Source organism: Streptomyces sp. CB01373, from assembly GCF_002803075.1.
GTDB lineage: Bacteria > Actinomycetota > Actinomycetes > Streptomycetales > Streptomycetaceae > Streptomyces.
This window is the reverse complement of sequence record NZ_NNBK01000009.1, coordinates 221,768-242,234: the sequence shown is the minus strand read 5'-3', so window position 1 is coordinate 242,234 and position 20,467 is coordinate 221,768. Positions and strand designations below refer to the sequence as shown.

Below are 20,467 nucleotides of genomic sequence, written 5' to 3'. Positions count from 1 at the left end.
AGAAAATCGGGAGCTTCACCCATGCTCAGCTACTGGCTCGCGACCATACGCCGTGCCGCCGTGGTCATCGCCATCATCGGCGCCTGCTTGGGCGTCTTCATGGCTGGTGTCATCATCTGGGAGGATCCGAGCGCCTGGGCGGACGCGTTGCTCCAGGGGACGCTCGGATTCCTCGTGTTGAGCGCTTTCATGGCCGTCGTGCTCCCCGCGTCGAACACGTGGCACGCCGCCCGTACGGTCTCGCGCCATGGTCTGACGCTGTCCGCCGAGGCCGTGCCCTTGCCGTGTACCGCGGAGATCCGCGTGCCGATACGTCCCGGCATCACCGCCTACCAGCTCACCGACAGCGTGCTGTACGCCCTCAAGCAGCTCCCGGCCCCCGAAATCGACGAGGTCAAGGAATTCACGCATGGCGAACTCACCCTCATCTGCAGGAAATCGCTGAGGCTCCCGGTGAGGTTCCACGTCTCCATCACGACGGACCGGGACGCCGCGACCGTGATGATGGACGCCCGCCCCACGGCCACCTGGAAACGCCTCGACGATGGCGCCAGCTGGACCGTCCTCAAGGTCTTCGAGCCGCATGTCAGCAAGGCGGTCCACGACGAGGCGGGCGGCACGAGCCTGACGTGAGCGCGGCCCCTTCTCCCGCAGGTGCGTGAAGTTTTCACTTCTCGGGCTCCGCACCGCCTGATGGGATTCAAAGTCGACCGAGGCATCGCGGACGGCTACAGAGGAACGATGAAACTTTCTGATCTGCTCATCTTCGTAGGCGTCCTGGCTGCAGGAGGCGCTCTGGCCCTGCTGCTCGGTGGTGGCCTTCCGAGTCAGGCTGTGATGACGCTGGCTTCCATCGGATCCGGCGCTTATGTCGGTACCAGAATGAGGGAGCGGAGGAAGAACACAGGGTGACAGCCGCAGGCCCACGCCACGTGCCTCGTCGGTGAGGCGGGGCCCCTGGCGGAACGGCGCCGCCAAGAGCAGCGCGAAGCCGACGTCGACCGGCAGTGACGTCACCTCTTTGCCCTTGCTTCCGCATCGAGTTCGAGCTCGAACCACACCGTCTTGCCGATGCGGCCGGGGCGGGGCTCAGCGCCCCAGCCGTCCGCCAGCGCCTCCACCAGCGCCAGGCCCCGGCCCGACTCGTCCTCCGGTGACGCCTCTCGGGGCGTGGGCAGGACGTCGTTCGCGTCCGTGACCGAGATGCGCAGGTTGCCGTCGTCGTTCAGTACGCAGCGCGCCCGGATCTCTCGGCCGGGTGCCTTCGCGTGGCGGTAGGCGTTCGTCATCAGCTCGCTGAGCAAAAGCACCGCCGTCTCTGTCACCTCGTCGGGCAGCTTCCACGAGATTGCCTGTTCGCGCAGGAGCAGCCTGGCCCGGCCCACGCTCCGCGCGTCGCGGGGGGAGCGGAACTCGATGTCCTGGGGGAGCGCGGTGGGTGAGCGGTGCGGTGTCGGCATACGGGCTGGTTCCTTGCGTGTGATTCTCCGTCGTTCGGTGGGATAAGGGTGGTGGCCTGTGCCTAGCCTCTGAAGTAGCGGGTCGGGTACGCAGCGTGATGTACACGGTGCGGCGGCGGGAGGCGGGTGAGGGCGCGTGGCTACGGGGGAATCCCAGCAGACGCAGCAGAACTGGCGTTACTGCGGAGCACAGATCAAGCTCTGGCGGGAGGAGGCCCAGGTCACCCGGCAGGCCCTCGCCGAAGAGGCAGGCTACGACTACGAGTACGTCAAGTCGATGGAGTGCGGTCGCCGTCGGCCGACGCTGCGGCTTTTGCAAGTCGCTGATCAACTGTGCCGGGCGGGTGGGAAGTTGGTCGCCGCGCACGAGTTCCTGAAGCCTGAGCCGTTCCCCGCGCGGTCGCAGGAGTACATGGCGATCGAGGCCGAGGCCATCGCCGTGCACGACTACTCGCTCGGGCTGATTCCCGGCCTCCTCCAGATTGAGCAGTACGCGAGGACACTGATCGGTGAGAGCTGTCCACCGCTGGACAACGAGACAGTGGAGGAGCGGGTCAGAGCGCGACTGGAAAGGCAGGAGGCGCTGACGCGTCGTACCAAGGTGGTCTACGGCTTCGTGATCCATGAGGCCGCGCTCCGCACGGAGGTGGGCGGACGGGAGGTGATGCGTCAGCAGCTGCTCCATCTGCCGGAGATCGGCGGGTGGCGCAACGTGTCCATCCAGATCCTGCCCTTCGGGAAGTGCAGCGGCCTCGCGCTCAACGGCTCGTTCATCCTGCTTGAGACTGACGAACGCGAACGCTTCGCGTACGTTGAGGGTCCGGAGACCAGCGTGCTCCACGCTGACGCAAACAGGGTCAGCGACCTGATGCAGGTGCATGGGATGATTCGTATGCAGGCTCTCGGAGTTGAGGAGTCGGCCGCGTTCATCCGGAAGGTGGCGAAGGAGCTATGAACGAACCGTTGGCATGGTTCAAGTCCAGCTACAGTGACTCGCAGGGCGGCGCCTGCCTCGAAGTCGCCGCCACCCCCCGCACCATCCACGTCCGCGACTCCAAGCTCGGCGTCGACAGCCCGCGCCTCGCGGTGGACGCCGACACCTGGTCAGAGTTCCTCGCGTACGCCGCTCACTGAGATCAGCAGCGCGACCGCGGCCGCCGTCACCGGGACCGCGTAGCCCGCCGTCGCCGAGACGTGTTCGACCATCCAGCCGCCGGTCGCGCTGCCGCAGGCGATGCCGCCGAGCAGGCCGGTCACCGCGAGGGTCATGCCCTCGTTGAGGCGGCCCTCGGGGGAGCGCTGCTGGACCAGGGTCATATTGGTGACCATGGTGGGCGCGGTGGCCGTACCGGCGATGAGCAGCGCCACGGACAGCGCGAGCAGGGAGCCGGTCAGGGCGGCGGCCAGCAGCGGGAGGGTCATGAGGACCGTCATCGCCGCCACGCACCACGGCAGTCGCCGCCCCGCCGGGCCCGCGGGTCTCATCACCCCGTACACCAGTCCGGCCACACACGAACCGGCCGCCTGGAGGCCGAGTGCGATCCCCGCCACCGAACGATGGCCCCGCTCGTCCGCGAACGCCACCGTGACGACCTCCATCGCGCCGAACACGGCGCCCATGGCGAGGCACACGGCAAGCTGGGCCGGCATACCGGGGGCACGCAGAGGCGCCCGCGCGGGAGTGCGGGGACTCGGTGGCGGCTCGGTCGAGCGCTGGGCGGTGAACAGGAGGATGCCGGTCAGCAGCAGTACGGCGCCGACCAGCGTGCCGGCCTCCGGGAAGAACGTGCCGGTGAGAAAGGCCGCGAGGACCGGGCCGAGCATGAAGCACAGCTCGTCCGCGGCCTGTTCGAAGGAGATGGCGGTGTGCAGGTCCTCCGGGGAGGACTTCAGCAGATGTGCCCAGCGGGCGCGGGACATGCCCCCGGTGTTGGGGGTGGTTGCGGTGGCGGCGTACGCGGCGAACAGGGTCCAGTCGGGAGCGTCGTAGTGCACGCAGAGCAGGAGGGCCAGGCTGCCCAGGACCGCGCAGACGGTGGCGGGCACGGCGATCCGGGCCTGTCCGTACCGGTCCACCAGCCGGGCGACCCAGGGGGCGGTCACCGCGGTCGCCGCGAGGCCGGTGGCGGTGACGGCGCCGGCCAGCGCGTACGAGCCGCGCGTACCGGCGATCATGACGACCGCGCTCACGCCGAACATGCCCGACGGCAGCCGGGCCATCAGGTTCCCGGCGGTGAAGGCACGGGTGCCGGGGAGGGCGAACAGACGGCGGTAGGGGGCGAAGAGGGAGGCACGGCCTTCCACGGCGGCCCGGGCGTCGGCCGGGGCAGCGGCCGGGGCAGCGGCGGGGACGGCAGCCGGGGTGCGGCCGGACCCGGCGGCCGAGGTAGTGGCGGTGTCGGCCGCGGAGTCGGCATCGGCGGGGGCAGCGGCGGGGACGGCGGTCGCGGCGTGGCCGGGCCCGGCGGCTGAAGCAGCGGCCGCGCTGTCGGCCGAGACGGCGGCTGGGGCGGTGGTCGAAGTAGTGTCCCGGGCGGGGGGTTTCGGCATGCCGTCACCGTCACCCCCGCACCGACCTGCGGTCCAACACCTGATCGGATGCGATTGACGCACCTGGGTTGTAAGTTCGGCCGATGCCTGCCGAACCCGGACCGCCGTACCTCCCCGCCGGGGAGATCGCCCCCCGACTGCTGCGCGCCTTCGTCGCCGTCGCCGAGGAACTGCACTTCACACGCGCCGCCGCGCGGCTGTACGTCGCTCAGCAGGCCCTCAGCCGCGACATCCGTCGGCTGGAACGGGAGTTGGGCGCCGAGCTGTTCGTACGGACCACGCGCCAGGTCACCTTGACCGCGGAGGGCACCCGACTCCTGCCGTACGCCCGCCGGGTGCTCGAGGCGCAGCGCGCGCTGCTCGACGCCTTCGGCCGGGGCGAGCCGGAACGGCCGCTGCTCGTCGACGTCAACAGCCCGGGGCTGTTCGGGGAGCGGGTGCTGGACCGGGCGCGTTCCCGGGTCCCGCACCTGGAACTGATGACCCGCTTCGAGAGCGGCCTGACCGGTGCCGCCGCCGAGATCCTGGCCGGCCGGCTCGACGCGTCGTTCGGACGGTTCGCCGGGCTCGACCCCGCGGTCCGGCGGGGACTGCTGCACCAGCCCGTACGGTACGAGCCCATGGCCGTCATCCTGCCCGAGGGGCACCGGCTCGCGGACCTGGAGCAGGTGCCGCTCGACGCCCTCGCCGGGGAGACCGTGTACGCGGGGGCGGGCAACACCCGCACGCCGGAGTGGACCGACCTCGCGCGTGAGCTGTTCGAGGGGCGCGGCATCGGCATCGCACCGCCCGCCCCCCTCGCGATCGGTGTGGCCGAGTTCCGGCGGGTCATGGCCAAGTACCGCAATCCGATTCTCGCCGTGGTCGACTTTCCGGCCATGCCTCAGACGGTTCTGCGGCCGCTCGTCGACCCCGTTCCGTTGTCTCCTGTATCACTGGTCTGGCGGAAAGGGCTGATTCACCCCGGATTGGATGCGCTCAGGCGTTCTGCTACCGAACTGACGCACGAAGAAGGATGGTTGCGCAGGCCGGTGGACGGATGGATTCCGGCCATGGACGCGATCGTGATGGGTGCGCACATCTGAGACCCATCTCCACGGCATGGCCACATGCGATACATTCGGGGACCCGGGCGCACCGTGGTAAAGGGGACGCTCGGGCCGGGTGGGGGCCCTGGTCCGACGACAGTGCATAGGCCCGGATTCTGGAAGTCATGCCCCTGGGGGGGAAGTACGTGCGCGTCGACAAATGGCCAGATCACGCCCAACCGAGCGGCTCCGGATTCACGTCCGGGGGCGGCCGGGAGACGGGCGGGGCCGCGGACCCGAGTGAGTCGCTCATATCCGGCGACACCCTCGGCTCGGAATCGGAATCAGGCCACCTCTCGGGAGTGGCGCCGGAACTCGGTGACCAGGGCATGTGGCCGGAAACCGCCTGGCCGACGACCGGTCGTGCCGGTTCTGGCGGTTCTGGTGGTGGTGTGCAAAGACACCCGCGAGGAGCCGGCGAGGGCCAGGCCCCGGGTGCGGGCTCCTGGTTCGACAAGGGTCGCCCCGCCGAACCGGCCGCCGCGGCGGAGACGCAGCTACTGTCCGGCCCGGGGCCGAAGGCGGACTCCTGGATGACGGCCGACCCCGCGGCCGCCGCCGAGACGCGGATGCTGCCCGGATCGGCAGCCGCCGCCGAGACGCGGATGCTCCCTGGACACGCGGCCGCGGCGGAGACCCAGGTGCTGGCCGGAACGGAGAACGCCGCCGCGTCCGGGGGCCGGGCAGGCGCGGGCACGCAGCCGTCCGGTTCCGCCGGCACCGGTTCCGCCGGTACCGGCCCCACGGGCACCGGCCCCCTTCGGGTCCAGGTCGAGGACCCGTGGGAGACCCACGACCCGCACGAGGTCACCGTGCAGCTCGACGCGGTGAGCCTGCGGCCGGGCGGCACATTCGCCGCCACGGGCGGCTCCGAGGGCGGCAAGGAGGCCGACCGGCCCGTCTTCGTCGACGAGTCCGGCCGCCGCAGCCGCCGCTTCCGCCGCCTCGGCCTGGCCGTCGGTCTCGCCTGCGCGGTGTACGCGGTCGTCATCGTCGTCACTCTGCTGTCCGGCAACGCCGCCGCACCCTGGGTGCCGCTCCCGGATCCGGGCGCCGACGACCACCCGGCGAGCAAGGTCAAGGAGTCCCCGCGGCCTTCGGAGTCCGCCGACCCGTCCGCGCCCGCCGACAGCCCGACCGGAGCCGCCACCGCCCCCGGCGCCCCGGACACCGCGGCGGTGACTCCGTCCGTGAGCGCCACCGCCGTACCGGGAGTGCCGGCCCAGCCCGGCAGCACGCCTGCCGTCCCCGCTCAGCCCCAGCCGTCCGTGTCCGCCACGAAGAAGGCCGCCCCGGACCGCAGCACCGCGCCGGCCGCCCCGGGGGGCAGCACCTCGACCCCGGACACCGACCCGCCGTCGCCCGCACAGCCCAGCGACCCCGGACAGGGCACGGAGCCGGCCGCCCCCGGCAGGTCCGGTGACCCCGCCGTCACCACCAACAACAACGCCGCGAAAGCCGCCACCACGACTCCGGTCGCCTCCCACGGCCGGGCTGCGGGTCGGCCCGGTGCCCCATCCCACAAGTCCCCGGAGAACGCCTTCTGATGGCCTCCAGCTCCAACCGTCGCCGCTCAGGCAGGGCCGACGGCCGCTCCCGTCGTGCCCCGGCCCGTGTCAACGCGCGGCGCTACCGGCTGCCCATGCGCTGGGTGCTGCCCGTCATGCTGCTGCTCGCCATGACCGCCATGCTGATGCTGCGCGGCTATGTGCGCAGCGAGATCCTCGCCGACTACCGCATCAGATCCGTGGGAGCCTTCGACAAGGTGCCCAAGGAGATCTCCACGGGCGGCCCGATCATCGACACCCGCAACGGCAAGACCACCAGCCTGAGCCTGCCCAAGCACCGGCTCGTCCTCACCTTCGACGACGGGCCCGACCCCGTCTGGACCCCGAAGGTGCTCGACGTGCTCAAGAAGCACGACGCGCACGCGGCGTTCTTCATCACCGGAACCATGGCCTCGCAGCACCCGGACCTGATCAAGCGCATCGTGCGCGAGGGTCACGAGATCGGACTGCACACCTTCAACCACCCCGACCTGACCTACAAGTCGCAGCGCGGCATCGACTGGCAGCTGTCCCAGAACCAACTGGCCCTGGAGGGCGCCGCCGGTGTCCGTACGTCGCTGTTCCGGCCGCCGTACTCGTCCTTCCCGGACGCGTTGGACAACAGGTCCTGGCCGGTCGTCAAGTACATCGGCTCCCGCGGCTACCTCACGGTCCTCAACAACACCGACAGCGAGGACTGGAAGAGGCCGGGCGTCGACCAGATCATCCGCAACGCCACCCCGAAGAACGGCGACGGCGCGATCGTCCTGATGCACGACTCGGGCGGTGCCCACCGGGAACAGACCCTCGAAGCGCTCGACCGGTTCCTGCCCGAACTCCAGGCCAAGGGCTACAAGTTCCAGAACCTCACCGAGGCCCTCGGGGCGCCCAGCGCGCACACCCCCGTCACCGGCGTCGAGCTGTGGAAGGGCCGCGCCTGGATCTTCCTGGTCAAGGCCTCGGACAAGCTCACCAGTGTGCTGATCGTCGGCCTCGCCGTCGTCGGCTCTCTCGTGCTCGCCCGCTTCGGCCTGATGTTCCTGCTCTCCGGCGCGCACGCCCGCCGGGTGCGCCGCAAGAACTTCCGCTGGGGCCCCGACGCGCCGATCACGCAGCCCGTGTCGGTCCTCGTCCCGGCGTACAACGAGGCCAAGTGCATCGAGAACACGGTGCGTTCCCTCGTCGCCAGTGATCACCCGATCGAGGTGCTCGTCATCGACGACGGCTCCAGCGACGGTACCGCCCGCATCGTCGAGGACTTGAACCTGCCGGGTGTGCGGGTGATCCGGCAGCTCAACGCGGGCAAGCCGGCCGCGCTCAACCGGGGCCTGGCGAACGCCCGTCACGACATCGTCGTGATGATGGACGGTGACACGGTCTTCGAGCCGTCCACGGTCCGTGAGCTGGTGCAGCCCTTCGCCGACCCGAAGGTCGGCGCGGTCGCCGGCAACGCGAAGGTGGGCAACAAGGACCTGCTCATCGGTGCCTGGCAGCACATCGAGTACGTGATGGGGTTCAACCTCGACCGCCGGATGTACGACATGCTCCGCTGCATGCCGACGATCCCCGGAGCCGTCGGCGCCTTCCGGCGCAGCGCGCTGGAGCGGGTGGGCGGCATGAGCGAGGACACGCTCGCCGAGGACACCGACGTCACCATGGCACTGCACCGCGACGGCTGGCGGGTGGTGTACGCGGAGAACGCCCGCGCCTGGACCGAGGCCCCGGAGTCCGTGCAGCAGCTGTGGTCCCAGCGCTACCGCTGGTCGTACGGCACCATGCAGGCGATCTGGAAGCACCGCCGGGCAATCATCGAGCGGGGTCCTTCGGGGCGCTTCGGCCGTGTCGGCCTGCCGTTGGTCTCCCTGTTCATGGTGGTGGCGCCGCTGCTGGCCCCGCTGATCGACGTGTTCCTGCTGTACGGGCTGGTGTTCGGCCCCACGGAGAAGACCATCGGTGCCTGGCTCGGCGTACTGGCGGTGCAGGTGGTCTGCGCGGCGTACGCCTTCCGGCTGGACCGCGAGCGGATGACCCACCTCATCTCACTGCCGCTCCAGCAGATCCTCTACCGGCAGCTGATGTACATCGTCCTGCTGCGGTCCTGGATGACGGCGCTCACCGGCGGCCGGCTGCGCTGGCAGAAACTGCGGCGCACAGGCGGAGTGTCCACACCGCCGAACGGGGCCGCCCAGCATGAGCCCGCCATGGGCGGAAGGACGGCCTGATGTCGAATCCGCCGTTCGAGTACCAGGCGACGCCTCCGCGGCCGACGCCTCCTCCGACGCCCTGGCCGACGTCGTCCGTTCCGACGCCGACGACCGAGGAAGCCTCGCACGTGACCGCACGTACCCTGCCGCACGCGGCGGACGACCCCGCCCGGCCGGCACCGGCGGAGCAGCCCCCCGGCGGCCCCGCCCGCGACCGCTACTTCGACTTCCTCCGCGCGGTCGCGTTGTTCCGCGTCGTCCTCTACCACCTGATGGGCTGGGCCTGGCTGCCGGTGGTCTTCCCGTCCATGGGAGTGATGTTCGCCCTGGCGGGCAACCTCATGGCCCGCTCCCTCAAGCGTCCGCCCGTCCAGGTCATTCGCGGCCGGATGCGCCGTCTGCTGCCGCCGCTGTGGCTGCTCGGCGCGATCGGTGTGGGCGGCATGGTGCTGCAGGGCTGGGGTCCGAACAGCGACGGGCACCCCGGCTGGTGGTGGTTCCACCTCACGTACTGGATCGTTCCGCTGAGCGATCCGCCGTACGCCGACGGTCTGCACGGCCTCCTCGGGGACGACTGGGCTTCGGAGATCGGCATACCCCTGTGGTACATCCGCGCCTACCTCTGGTTCGTCCTGCTGTCCCCGCTCTTCCTCAAGGCTCTGCGCGCACTGCCGTGGGTGACCATTGCCTCGCCGATCGCCCTGGCGGCGGCGTTCGAGTTCGGCCACCTCCACCTGCCCGGCGAACGCCTGACGACCGCACTCACCGACTTCAGCACCTTCGGCGCCTGCTGGATCCTGGGCATGGCCTACCAGCAAGGCGTCCTGCAGCGCCTCCCCCGCTACATCGTCCCGTCCGTGGTTCCGGCGATCGCGTGCCTAGGACTCTGGTACGCGCTCTCGCACGGTTTCAGGGAGGGGCACGACATGGACGACATCGCGTTCGCCCAGTGCCTGTGGTCCTTCGCGGCGGTGCTGCTGCTTCTGCACATCAGCCCGTCCTGGTCGCAGTGGCCCCGCCGGCTGCGCCCCTTCGACCGGCTGATCACACTGCTCAACTCCCGAGCGGTGACCATCTACCTGTGGCACAACGTCTGCATCCTCGCCGCCTCCGCCATGTGGGACAGGCTGTGGGACATCGGCGTGCTGGAGGAGCACTTCGCCTGGCTCCTGCGCAGCTCTTGGCCCCTTCTCGGCCTCAGCTGGCTGCTCATCGGCGGCTGCGTCGTCTGGTTCGGCTGGATGGAGGACGTGGCAGCCAAGCGCAAGCCACAGCTGTGGCCGGACGGTTCGTCCCGCAAGCCGGCCAAGGGACGGGCCGCCTCCCACCGCGGATAGACAAGCCGGGTCCTGCCTCTCACTGAGAGGCAGGACCCGGCGGCGGTTCGGACCGACGAGGTCGCGTGAGGCCGTGTCACCGACGGATCAGTCTGGTCCCGGCTGTGCTCAGCTCCGTCCCCGCCACAGCAGCGCCAGACCGATCAGGATCAAGCCGGCCCGGGTCACCTCGCCGATGGCCGCGCCTGCCGGTGCCCATGACAGGAGCGGGCGGCTCACGGACACGGCGAACAGGCCCAGGAGCGCGATACCGGCACCCCAGACGCGCGGGCGGGTGACTGTTCCCTCGAGCCACCCGGGAGCCTGGCCCGTCACGGCGGCGAGTACCCCGGCCCCGGCCACGAGCAGGCCGACCACGATGACCACAGCCGAATCGAACGTTCCCATTGTCCTGCCGTCTCCTGTAGGTGTTGGAGCGGGCGTACCCCCGCCCCGGAGCGGGGGTACGCCGTCCCTCATTCGTGCCTCACGCGCGGGTAGCCGAGGTATATGTCCAGGATGACGCCGTGCGACTGGATGTTCAGCATGTGCTGGAGTTTCGAGGCGATCCAGCTGTAGTAGCCGGCGATGGCGCCGAGCACGACCGAGCCGATGTTGCTGCCGGGTATGGCTCCGAACAGCACGGCGAGGATCGTGGCCTTGGAGGCGTTGCTCCAGAGCTGGTCGATGACGCTCACGGTCCGCTTGCGCGTCATGTCGATCTCAAGGCCCCACCAGTGCCACTTGTGGCCGTTGTAGTTGTGCTTGCTGCGTCCGTCCAGGTCCAGGCAGTTGACCGGGTCGCCCGAGCAGTATTCGTAGGCGTTGGCGCTGCCTTGGAAGATCGGGTCGGTGGACAGGAAGCGGCCGGTCTGGGTGTTGTAGAGGCGGACGCCCATGAGGAGCAGCCCGGAGGGAGTGTCCGCCGGGCGCTGGTAGCCGCCCAGCCAGCCGTAGCGTCCCACCGATCCGGACGTGACGTTGCCGTACTCGTCCGTATTGAGGACGGTCGCCGTGGCACCGGCCGTCAGCGGTTGCACCATGGCGACGTCACCGTGGATGTTGGTGAACTGGAGCTTCACGTCACCCGACTTGCCGGTGATCGCCGCCAGTCCGACGACGATCCCCAGGACGTTGCGGGTGAGATCGCCGTTGGAGCCCTCTACGGTCCACTTGGGCGAGTCGCCCTCGCTCGCGTAGTGGTTCACCTTGGTGGCGGTGGTCGACCAGGTGCCCGAGGACTGCGACTGCTCGGTCCAGGAACGGAACCGGTAGTCGGAGTCCAGGGTCCAGGTCTGGCGCTTGTTGCCGGTCGTCTGCTGGCGGACCAGGTCTGTCGAGTAGTAGTCGATCGTGGATCCGGGCAGGCTGGTGGTGCGGCCGAAGTCGTCATAGACGTAACCGGAGTCGACCAACCGGTCCCCGCTGTCATAGGCGTGCGTGGCGCCCGACCCGGTGGACGGGCAGGCGGCGTACGCGGCGGCGGAGGCGGTGGCCTGGGCGACACGGTTGGCCCGCTTGTCCATCGTGTAGGTGCGCGTGGTGCACACCCCGTTGTTGCTGGTGTCGTTGACCGTGTTCAGTCGGCCCGCACCGTCGTAGGCGTAGTGCTGTGTGCCCGCGGTGTTGGAGGCCCGGCTGGTGACCTGGTCATGGACGGAGCGGACGACGGACTCGGCGAACACGGGAGTGCTGTCGCTGTCCCGCGTGTAGGTGCGCTTGGTGAGCGCGCCGGTCGGGTCGGCGGCCTGGTCGAGCGTGTAGCCACCGGGCAGCTTCTCGCTGGTGAGCGCGCCGTCCGCGTCGTAGGCCGCCGTGAAGGAGCCCGCCACGGAGTCGGTCAGCTTGGTCACCAGGCCGCGCGGGTCCAAGGATGTGTCGTAGGTGAAGGTGGTGGTGGACGGCGCGGTGTCCGTGCTCTTCACCGGTCGGTTCAGGTCGTCGTACTGCGTGGTGGTCGTGCCACCGTCGGCGTCGGTGTAGGAGATGAGACGGCCGAGCTTGTCGTAGTCGTGGGTGATGGTCCCGCCGTCGGACGACGTGGTCTTCACCAGTTGGCCCGAGTCGGCGTCGTAGGTGTTGGTGATCGCGGGCACGGACTGGCCGAGGTTGCCGGTGACCTGGGAGGTGGCCAGGCGGCCCGCCGCGTCGTAGGTGCGGGTCGCGGTCCGGTAGCTGTCGCCGGAGGTGTCGACCATCTTCAGCACCTGGCCGAACAGGTCGTACGTGATGGTGGAGTCGACCGAGGTCTTCGGGTTGCTCCCGCCCCCGGTGATGTCACCGGCCGGACCCATCCAGCACAACAGACCTTCCCACTCGGGGTGGCCCTGGCAGGATCCCGTGCCGGTCGCCTTCCAGTACGAGTAGACCTTGCTGGACGCGTCATTGCCGTTGCCGCCCGGCAGGATGACACCGGTGACCCGGCCACTGGAGTCGTAGCCCTTGTTGGTGTTCAACGCCAGCCCGCCGGCGTCCTCGGTCACGAGGGTGGGCAGGCCCTTGGCCCAGTCGTACTGGGTGACGGTGACCCGCTTGTCGGCCAGGATCGAGTCGTAGCCGTCGACGCGCAGGCCGGAGGTGACGATGGTGAGCTGGTCCTTGACCTTGGCGGAACCGTCGGTGGGGCGTCCCTGGTCGTACTCGTTGACCTTCCAGGAGCGGGCCGACACGGTGGTACCCGCCGGGAGGAGGACCTTGTTGCCGTTCTTGAAGTCCTTCGTCAGCTCCACACGATGCAGCGGCCCGAACTCTTCCAGCAGACGGAGGCCGTTGTTGCTGTAGTAGTTGTAGGACGACAGCAGTTCGGCGCGCTGCGCGCTGGTCAGCCCGGTGATGCCCAGCTCGGAGAGTTGCCTCTCGTCGGCCGGGGTCAGGCCGAGCGCGAGGGAACGGTTGGCCGGGGTGAGCTTGCGAACGACGTTGCCGAAGCGGTCGTACTGGGTGCTGCTGATGCGCCCGCCGGGCTCGGCCGTGTCGACCTCACGTCCGGACTCGTCCATGTAGACGATGGTCGCGCGCTTGTAGTTGCCGGAGGTCAGGGAGCCACCGTCGTGGGACGAGGGCACCTGGTCGGCGGGGAAGACGGCTGTGGCGTCCGCCGGGCCCTGGTACTGCCCCCAGGTTTCGGTGTCGCCGGACGCCATCGCATAGGGCGCGGCGCTGCCGCCGAGCGGTACGTCGTACACGAAGTCGGTCTTCGCGGTTCCGTTCACCGTCGACTTGGTGCCCGGTGCCAGGGTCGGGCGGGACACGGACAGAAGCATGCCGGTGCCGGCCGTGGCACTGTTGCCGGCCTTGCCGTACTCGAAGGTCCACGGCAGCTCTCCGGGCGGGGTGAGCGTGGTGACGCGCCCCGCGCTGTCGTAGCTGTACGCGGTTTTCAGCGGGGTGCTCAGCCGCGCGTCCCATGACTCGCGCAGCCGTCCCGAGTTGTCGTAGAGGTACTTCACGACGGTGGTGGCCTTGGACACGGTCTCACCGGGAGCGGTGGCCCACAGCCTGATCTGCGAGAGGCGGCCGGTGTAGTCGCCGAGCGCCGAGGACGTGGCCGTGGTGGACGTCGCGTAGACGAACTCCAGGACCCGGCAGCCCTGTACGGACGGCGTTGTCCTGCAGGTGGCGGCGGACACCGCTCCGCTCGGCGCGATCAGGTACTTGGGGCGGGCCAGGGTCGTGCCACCGCTGGTCACCGTCTCCGAGACGGCCGTCGTCGTGGAGTCGTCGGTCGGCAGGGAGGCCGTGGTGACATTCCAGACGGAGGAAGAACCATCCGCCTTCGCGAATGTCGTGACGGTGCCGCTGGTCTCCGACAGCGTGAACGAGCCGGTCAGCGAGCCTGTCAGGGTGAGTGAACCGGATCCCGTCTCCGGTGACCAACCACCGCCCGAGGTCGCGGCGAACCCGGTCGCGTTGCCGTCGGCGTCCACGACCGCGACGGAGGTGCTGGACGTCCGTTGCAGGTATTTCCAGGTCGAGCCGCTCTTCTCGGCGACGACACCGGACACCCACTCGGGGCCGAAGATCGGGACCTGCCCCTCCTGCTGGGCACCCGCGTCCGGGCGGCGCGACGACGCCGTCCGGGAAATGCTCAGGCCGAACACCGAGAGGTCACCGGCGGAAAGGAAGTAGTCACCGGTGAGCAGGTTCACAGTGCCGGGACCGACGTCCTCCTTGGGAGCGTCGCCGGCGATACGGTCCACCGTGACGGGGACGGTCTGGCTGTAGCCGCTCCCGGTGCTGTTGCTGAACTTGGCACGGACGTCGATCGGTCCGTCCTCGCCCAGGGTGCTGGTGGTCTTCCAGGCCAGCGTGGCCGGCTTACCGCTCGTGACCGGAACGGGCCAGGTGACGGCGGCACCGCTGGAGGAGACGGTGACGTCGGACGCCGGGATCGTCTTCCACGTGTCGGTCTCACCGCGCCGGTACTCGTAGACGGCGTTGGTGTACGCGGACTTGCCGATCGCCGAGAGCGAGACGCGGCGCGCGGTGCGCTGTCCGTCCATGGGCGACGTCAGGGCGACGCCGTCGCTGCCGACGCCGAAGCTGTAGGCGGTGGCCTTCGCCGAGTGGTTGCCGGCCTTGTCGACGGTCCGTGCGTAAAGGGTGTGCCAGCCGAGGTCGGCGGTCACGGTGACGGATTTGGCGGCACCGCCGGTGCCGTTGGTCTGGTCGTCCAGCCGTTGCGGGGTGTTGGGGTCGTCCAGGCCCCAGACGTAGCCCTGGCCGTCCGTCGCCGTGGTCGTGAACGTGCAGGTGGCCCCGTTCGACAGAGGTGCGTTCCAGTCGCCCTCCTTGAATCCGGCGCAACTGATGCCGGGGGCGGCGGGCAGAGTCGTGTCGACCGCGAAGACGGTGTAAGCGGTCCAGCCGCTGTAGGTGGTGCCGTCGTAGGAACGCGCGCGGAGCCGCAGATGCTTCGCATCCGGCAGGGCGTTGGCCGACGGCACGGAGAGCAGTGCGTTCACACCGGAGGCGGTGCTCGCCGACGTGCCCGTGTAGGAGTAAGTCGTGTCGGCGAAGGCGGGATCGGCGGTCAGCTCGAACTGTGCCTTGTACGTGCCCCCGTCGCCGACGACCCCGTTGGCCCACAGCGTGGGTGTGCCCCGGGTGGTGAAACGGCCTCCGCTGTACGCGTTCACGGAGCTGGGGCTCAGTCCCCAGCTGCTCGGAACCTGTGGCGCGATGCTCGCCGCCGCCGACTGCGTCGGGACGGCGAAGGCCTGGCCGGAGGTCAGCGCCACGGTTCCCGCTTCCGCGGCCATGGCCAACGCGAGCAGCACCGCTGTGCGGCCCGGTCTGGAACCCCACCTCACGCGTGAGGGTCTGCGAAGCATGTTGCTCCTTTGCCTTGGTCCCTCGTGGGCCGAGGGAGCAGGAATTCATAGCATGAGCACGTCAAAGCCGTGAAGATCCTTTGAGGATGCAGAGGCTGAACTGTCGTGATCTATGGCTGAAAAGTGAGGATCGGGCATCTCTCCGAGGTGCCGAAATTGAACAGCCGAACATCCGCCGCCTTCTGGCCAACGCGCGTAGACGGGCGCATCATGGGGGTGTTCTGCACGCACGACCCTGGCACTGAAATTGTCATGCACTCGTCAAAACGTGGTGCATGCGCGCCCATCCATACGCGTCATTCAGCGACAGAGGGAGACGGCACGATGGCTTGCGGATCGACCAGCCTATGGGCTGGTGAAACGAGCTGGTTCTGTTGCGGATCCTCCTGGGGTCCGTGCGGCAGCGCGGGCGGCGGCGCCTGCGGCAACTGCCAGTCCAGCGCGAATCACGGCGCCTGGCCGAACGCGTCACAGGCATGCTGGAACATCACCCGGCCCGACCTGTGCGGCGAGAACATCCCCAGACGCGGCTGCGGTGCGGTGATGAACATCAGACACCAGTGCTCCGGCGCCACCGTCTGCATCACGATCACCGACTGCGGACCGCGCACCAAGGACTGGTGCGGCGAGGCCACCTGCTGCAACGGCGCCTGCCGCACCAACCGCGTCCTGGACCTGACCCCGGCCGCCTTCTCGGCGATCGGCAACCTCAGCTCCGGCAAGCTGCCGGTCTACATCTACGAGTGAGGGGGAGTTCGTCATGACGTACCGTCAGAAGGACGACGGCGGCGGCCTGGGCCGCCGGCGCTTCCTCACCGCGGCCGCGCTGAGCGGCGCCACCATCGTCGGCGCGTCCGCCCTCGGCGGCTTCGACGCCGACGCGGCCTTCGCCGCCGAGCCGTCGCTCGACCCGGCGATCCCCAAGTCGGCCTTCGTGGAGGGCCGGATCACCGGCATCACCGGCAGCGTCCTGGAGGTCGCGGGATCCTACGGAGACCACTCCCGGGTCCAGATGACCAACGTCACCAGCGTATGGAAGGTCCGGCCGACCACCGCCGCCGACATCGAGATCGGGGACGGGCTGTACGCGCGGGGCGTTCCGATGCCGGACGGCACCGTCGCGGCCGACGCGGTGTGGGTGAACATCGTGAACCTCGACACCACGATCCGCGGCATCGCGAAGAACCGGGTGCACCTCTCCCACGGACAGCACGAGATCGTCGGCCACGTCCACCAGGACACGACGAACGCCTCGTACGCGGGCCGTGCGCTCACCTCGGACCTGTCCCGGCTGCGCATCGGGCAGAGCGCCCAAGTGCTCGGGGCCTGGCGGCCGTCCGACAACTCGGTGGACGTCGTCCGCATCTCCGTCGGGCACTGACGGCCGGATCCGAGGAGGAGAAGAGACGAAGGGGAGGGAAGGATGCTCTCACTGACAACGGGCCTCGTACCGCTGGTCCTCGCGGGCCTGCTGGGGTGGACCGGCTCGGTCAAGCTCTTCGACCGGGACACCGTGCGCCAGGCACCGAAGACGGCGCTGGCCCGGATGCTGCGCAGCAGCGAGCGGGCGGCGCTGGTGCTGCGCGGCACCGGCGCCGTGGAACTCCTGCTCGCGGCCGCGCTGCTGGCCGTGCCGGCGAGCCCGGTGCCGGGCGCGGCGACGGCCGTCCTCGGGGCGGGGTTCCTCGGCTATCTCGGCTACGGCCGGGCGCTGGCACCGGAGTCCTCCTGCGGCTGCACGGCGAACGAGGACACCCCGATCACCTGGCGTGCGTTCGCGCGCGCCGCGCTGGTGCTCGTGGGCGGTGCGACGGCGGCGGTGGCGCACGGCTCCTGGTGGTCCACGCTCACCGAACGGCCCGGTGGCTCAGTGGTGTTCGTGACCCTGGCCGCGGCCGTCCTGGTGGCGCTGTCCGTCGATCTCGACCGGTGGTGGCTGCTGCCGCTGCGCCGGCTGAGGCTGCGTGTCTTCGGGCATCCGCTCTTCGGCAGCGAGCCGGGGGACCGGGTGCCGGTCGCCGCCAGCGTGGAACTGCTGGAGAACTCCCTCGCCTGGCAGACCGCCTTCCCGGTGGTCCGGTCGGGTCTGCTGGACCACTGGGAGGAGGACGGCTGGCGGATCCTGCTGTACTCGGGTGTGTACGGCGCGGGGGAGAACGCGCGGCCGGTGTCGGTGGTCTTCGCCCTGGACGCCACGGCCGGCCGGGACACCCCTGGCGACCCGGCGGTCCGCGTCAACTACATCGACGCGCACACCGGCGAGTCACTGGCAGCGACTCTGCTGCGCGCGGTCCCGCCCCGCAGATCCCTGCCGACCCTCGGCTGACGCACCGCCCCTCACGGCTCACCGCCCCCGCCCACGGGGCAGGTGAGCCGTGAGCGTCGCGCTGGTGCGGTTGTGGGGGTCTCGGTAGCGTGTCGGCTGTTTCGCCCTGCCCACCTGCCTCACCGGGAGCCTGCTGTGATCCGCCGCCCAACTCGCCTTCTCACCACAGCCGTCGCCGGCACGACGGCCGTCCTGCTCCTCGCCGGTTGCGGCGGAGGAGACGGCGGCGGCTCGAAAGCCAACGACAAGATCGCAGGCGCGGACACGGGCACGGAGACGCCGACCTCTCCGACTCCGTCCGCGACGGCGGGGCGACCGAGGATCGAGTTGCCGTCGGATCTCATCTACACCTTCGAGTGGCCCAAGACAGGGGACAAGGCCAAGGACGCCGTCCTCTACGACAGTCAGCAATTCATCAAGGCTGTGGACATGGCGATCGCCGAGCAGAAGCCGCTTGACGCGGGGTATCGCTTCTACTCGGAGGGCGAGGCGGCGGCGGGAAGTCAGAAGTTCATCCAGGAATTCGTGGACTACAAGGACCGGATCACCGGCGTCAGGCGGTTCTACGCGGCCAAGGTCCAGGTCAACGATGGCGGAACGGCGAGCCTCGTCTACTGCGAAGACCAGAACAAGGCGTACAACAAGAGCTTGAAGACCGGAAAGACGGAGGTGACCCCACAGTCGAAGGGCAACTACGTCGTCTACAGCAGCCGCCTGCGAGTCAACAAGCAAGGCATCTGGGTCACTGAGAAGCTGGCGTCGCAGCGGGGGAGCTCCGTATGTCAGCCGTGAGCAATCTGCGACGCGCGTGCGTCGTCTCCGCCGCAGTCGCACTGTTGCTCTGCCCGGCACAGGCATGGGCGGGCTTCGGCCATGGCGACAGCACCAATGGCGGGGGCGACGCGAGCGCTTCAGGTGGCGCCGACGGTGACACGATCTCCGCGACCGCCGGTGGCGTTGTCTTCGATCGTTCAAAGAACGGCACCGGCCGTTCCGCGGGACCGGTCGCCCCGGTTTCGTCCTGGACGCCGCCCGCCTGCTGGTATGCCCCGAAGTACACGCCGGAGCAACTGCAGAAGTACCTGGAGCCGATCTGGGAGGCCGAGTCCACCGGGTACGAGTGGGACGCCGCGCAGCGCGACCGGTACGTCGACGGCCACCCGTACAAGGACTTCAACAAGGACAAGGCCGGCAAGGGCTATTGGTGGGACTCGTACGTCAACAAGGACTTCCCGCCGGGTTGGGACAAGTGCGAAGAGCCGATCTTCTGGGTCGACCAGGGCGCTGCTCCACCCGCGAACATCGAGAACGCGGTGACGCCGCGCATCCTCGCGGAACTCGCCTACAACGAGATCCGTGTCCCCGGTACCGAGGTGACGCTTGCGCCGGCGGGGGTGACGAAGGTGAATCTGCCTACCTGGGCGTGGCTGGACGGGGCGCGGTTCCGGCCGGTCTCCGTGACGGCTTCCGTGCCGGTGCTGGGGATTTCCGCGACGACCACCGCCGAGCCGGTCTCGTTGAGGATCGACCCCGGTACGGCGGACGCCGAGACCTACCCCGCGTCGGGCGTCTGCGCGATCGTCGGTGACCGTATCGGCGAGGCGTACGCCAAGGGGAAGGCCGACCGGACGCCGCCCTGCGGGGTGAAGTACCTGCGGTCGTCCGGCGACGGCTCGTACCGGTTGAGGGCCACCATCACCTGGAAGATTCACTGGACGGGTACCGGCGTCGCGGGCGGGGAGCTGCCCGAGGGAACCTTCGGCGCCACCCAGGACGTCATGGTGCAGGAGATCCAGGCCGTGAACCGCTGAGCAGGAGTCGGACAACCGAAACAGGGGGGCGCCGCGGTGAACAGGTGGCGGGTTCGGAAGGTGCTTGAGCAGGTGCGGCAGGGGCAACGCGTGGAGCTGCGCCTCAGCAAGTCGTCCGTGGCGAAGGCCGCCGGACTCGCCTGTTTCGCCGAGCAGTTCGGGTACGAGTACGTGCATGCCGAGCGCGTGCGCGACAACAAGATGCTGTTGGTCCTCGCGCCCGACCCCAGCCCGCAGGCCCAGGCGCGGGCCGCGCAGAGCTGGGCGCGGTATCCGAACGCCGCGGACGGGGTGTCGCTGCCGCCGCTCGTGCCGGCCGCGTTCGAGGTGATGACGGCGCGCATCAACGTCGACATGTCGGGCGACAGCTACCAGATAGCCATGGCACTCGTCGGCGTGATCGCGACCTTCGGGTGCGCCTACTGCGCGGTGCAGGCCCCGGGGGACGGGCTCTTCCTCCTCATCATCGGGGTGCTGTGGGTCTTCTTCCTGGTCGCCTCCGCCGGCGGGTTCCTGTCCCTGAGGCGGCGCCACGCCAGGGCCGTGGCACTGCTGCAGGCCGCCGGGTTCGTGCCGGTGACGGAGGAGCGCGGGAGGGTGCGGTACCGGCCGGGGCCGGCATGGCAGGCCGGACCGTATGGGCAGGGACCCTATGGGCAGGGGGTGTACGGGCAGGGTCCCTACGACCAAGGCCCTTACAGCCAGGGCCCGTACGGCCAAGGACCCTACGGCAACGGGCCTCACCCCCCGCAGTAGGCAGCCGCCCCCGCGTCGTCCGGGGGCTACCGGTCCGGGCGGTGGGCGGGCACTGTGGGAGGGAACGGATTTCCGG

Annotated in this window: 17 protein-coding genes; 13 read left to right on the top strand and 4 right to left on the bottom strand. The window is 69.6% G+C overall.

Annotated elements, in window-relative coordinates; translation table 11 throughout:
- Nucleotides 1–21: 21 nt before the first annotated feature.
- Nucleotides 22–633, top strand: a complete 612-nt coding sequence (locus CG719_RS16285) for a hypothetical protein (protein WP_100569342.1) — start codon at nt 22–24, stop codon at nt 631–633.
- A 380-nt stretch (nt 634–1,013) separates the two neighbouring features.
- Here the strand turns inward: CG719_RS16285 and CG719_RS16280 are convergent, their stop codons facing one another.
- Nucleotides 1,014–1,460, bottom strand: a complete 447-nt coding sequence (locus CG719_RS16280) for an ATP-binding protein (protein WP_100569341.1) — start codon at nt 1,458–1,460, stop codon at nt 1,014–1,016.
- Nucleotides 1,461–1,596: 136 nt separating this feature from the next.
- Between CG719_RS16280 and CG719_RS16275 the strand changes: the two genes are divergently transcribed.
- Together CG719_RS16275 and CG719_RS16270 are read left to right on the top strand one after the other, a co-directional pair.
- Nucleotides 1,597–2,415, top strand: coding sequence for a helix-turn-helix domain-containing protein (locus CG719_RS16275; protein ID WP_100569340.1), 819 nt, complete (start codon nt 1,597–1,599; stop codon nt 2,413–2,415).
- Nucleotides 2,412–2,594: a DUF397 domain-containing protein gene (locus CG719_RS16270; protein WP_100569339.1), complete on the top strand. Its 183-nt coding sequence runs from the start codon at nt 2,412–2,414 to the stop codon at nt 2,592–2,594. The genes CG719_RS16275 and CG719_RS16270 overlap by 4 nt, the downstream gene beginning before the upstream one ends.
- Here CG719_RS16270 and CG719_RS16265 read toward each other — a convergent pair.
- A complete protein-coding gene (locus tag CG719_RS16265; RefSeq protein WP_234375609.1) occupies nt 2,565–4,010 on the bottom strand; it encodes an MFS transporter in 1,446 nt (481 codons plus the stop codon). The two genes, CG719_RS16270 and CG719_RS16265, sit on opposite strands and share 30 nt — an antisense overlap.
- Nucleotides 4,011–4,093: 83 nt before the next feature.
- On the opposite strand from CG719_RS16265, the gene CG719_RS16260 reads away from it, so the two are divergent.
- The 4 genes from CG719_RS16260 to CG719_RS16245 all read left to right on the top strand — a co-directional run bounded on the left by CG719_RS16260 (nt 4,094) and on the right by CG719_RS16245 (nt 10,186).
- Complete coding sequence (locus tag CG719_RS16260; RefSeq protein WP_100569338.1) at nt 4,094–5,095, top strand: LysR family transcriptional regulator; 1,002 nt, start codon at nt 4,094–4,096, stop codon at nt 5,093–5,095.
- A 536-nt stretch (nt 5,096–5,631) separates the two neighbouring features.
- On the top strand, nt 5,632–6,645 hold the full coding sequence (locus CG719_RS35825) for a hypothetical protein (protein WP_199836656.1): 1,014 nt from the start codon (nt 5,632–5,634) through the stop codon (nt 6,643–6,645).
- Nucleotides 6,645–8,867, top strand: coding sequence for a bifunctional polysaccharide deacetylase/glycosyltransferase family 2 protein (locus CG719_RS16250; protein WP_100569337.1), 2,223 nt, complete (start codon nt 6,645–6,647; stop codon nt 8,865–8,867). Before CG719_RS35825 ends, CG719_RS16250 begins: the two co-directional genes overlap by 1 nt.
- A 110-nt stretch (nt 8,868–8,977) precedes the next feature.
- Nucleotides 8,978–10,186: an acyltransferase family protein gene (locus CG719_RS16245; protein ID WP_234375608.1), complete on the top strand. Its 1,209-nt coding sequence runs from the start codon at nt 8,978–8,980 to the stop codon at nt 10,184–10,186.
- Nucleotides 10,187–10,294: 108 nt separating this feature from the next.
- Here CG719_RS16245 and CG719_RS16240 read toward each other — a convergent pair whose 3' ends face one another.
- The gene (locus CG719_RS16240; RefSeq protein ID WP_159024887.1) at nt 10,295–10,573 is read right to left on the bottom strand and encodes a hypothetical protein; all 279 of its coding nucleotides are present in this window, start codon (nt 10,571–10,573) and stop codon (nt 10,295–10,297) included.
- A 68-nt stretch (nt 10,574–10,641) separates the two neighbouring features.
- A complete protein-coding gene (locus tag CG719_RS16235; protein WP_100569334.1) occupies nt 10,642–15,498 on the bottom strand; it encodes an RHS repeat-associated core domain-containing protein in 4,857 nt (1,618 codons plus the stop codon).
- A 543-nt stretch (nt 15,499–16,041) separates the two neighbouring features.
- Here CG719_RS16235 and CG719_RS37375 point away from each other — a divergent pair.
- From CG719_RS37375 to CG719_RS16205, 6 genes are all read left to right on the top strand, one after another.
- Complete coding sequence (locus tag CG719_RS37375) at nt 16,042–16,245, top strand: RlpA-like double-psi beta-barrel domain-containing protein (protein ID WP_324838204.1); 204 nt, start codon at nt 16,042–16,044, stop codon at nt 16,243–16,245.
- Nucleotides 16,246–16,258: 13 nt separating this feature from the next.
- The gene (locus CG719_RS16225) at nt 16,259–16,879 is read left to right on the top strand and encodes a cell wall protein (protein ID WP_100569332.1); all 621 of its coding nucleotides are present in this window, start codon (nt 16,259–16,261) and stop codon (nt 16,877–16,879) included.
- Between the two features lie 42 nt (nt 16,880–16,921).
- On the top strand, nt 16,922–17,824 hold the full coding sequence (locus tag CG719_RS16220; protein WP_100569331.1) for a MauE/DoxX family redox-associated membrane protein: 903 nt from the start codon (nt 16,922–16,924) through the stop codon (nt 17,822–17,824).
- Between the two features lie 135 nt (nt 17,825–17,959).
- A complete protein-coding gene (locus tag CG719_RS16215) occupies nt 17,960–18,616 on the top strand; it encodes a hypothetical protein (RefSeq protein WP_100569330.1) in 657 nt (218 codons plus the stop codon).
- Nucleotides 18,604–19,635: a hypothetical protein gene (locus CG719_RS16210; protein ID WP_199836655.1), complete on the top strand. Its 1,032-nt coding sequence runs from the start codon at nt 18,604–18,606 to the stop codon at nt 19,633–19,635. Before CG719_RS16215 ends, CG719_RS16210 begins: the two co-directional genes overlap by 13 nt.
- Before the next feature lie 72 nt (nt 19,636–19,707).
- A complete protein-coding gene (locus CG719_RS16205) occupies nt 19,708–20,391 on the top strand; it encodes a hypothetical protein (RefSeq protein WP_234375607.1) in 684 nt (227 codons plus the stop codon).
- The last annotated feature ends 76 nt before the right edge of the window (nt 20,392–20,467 follow it).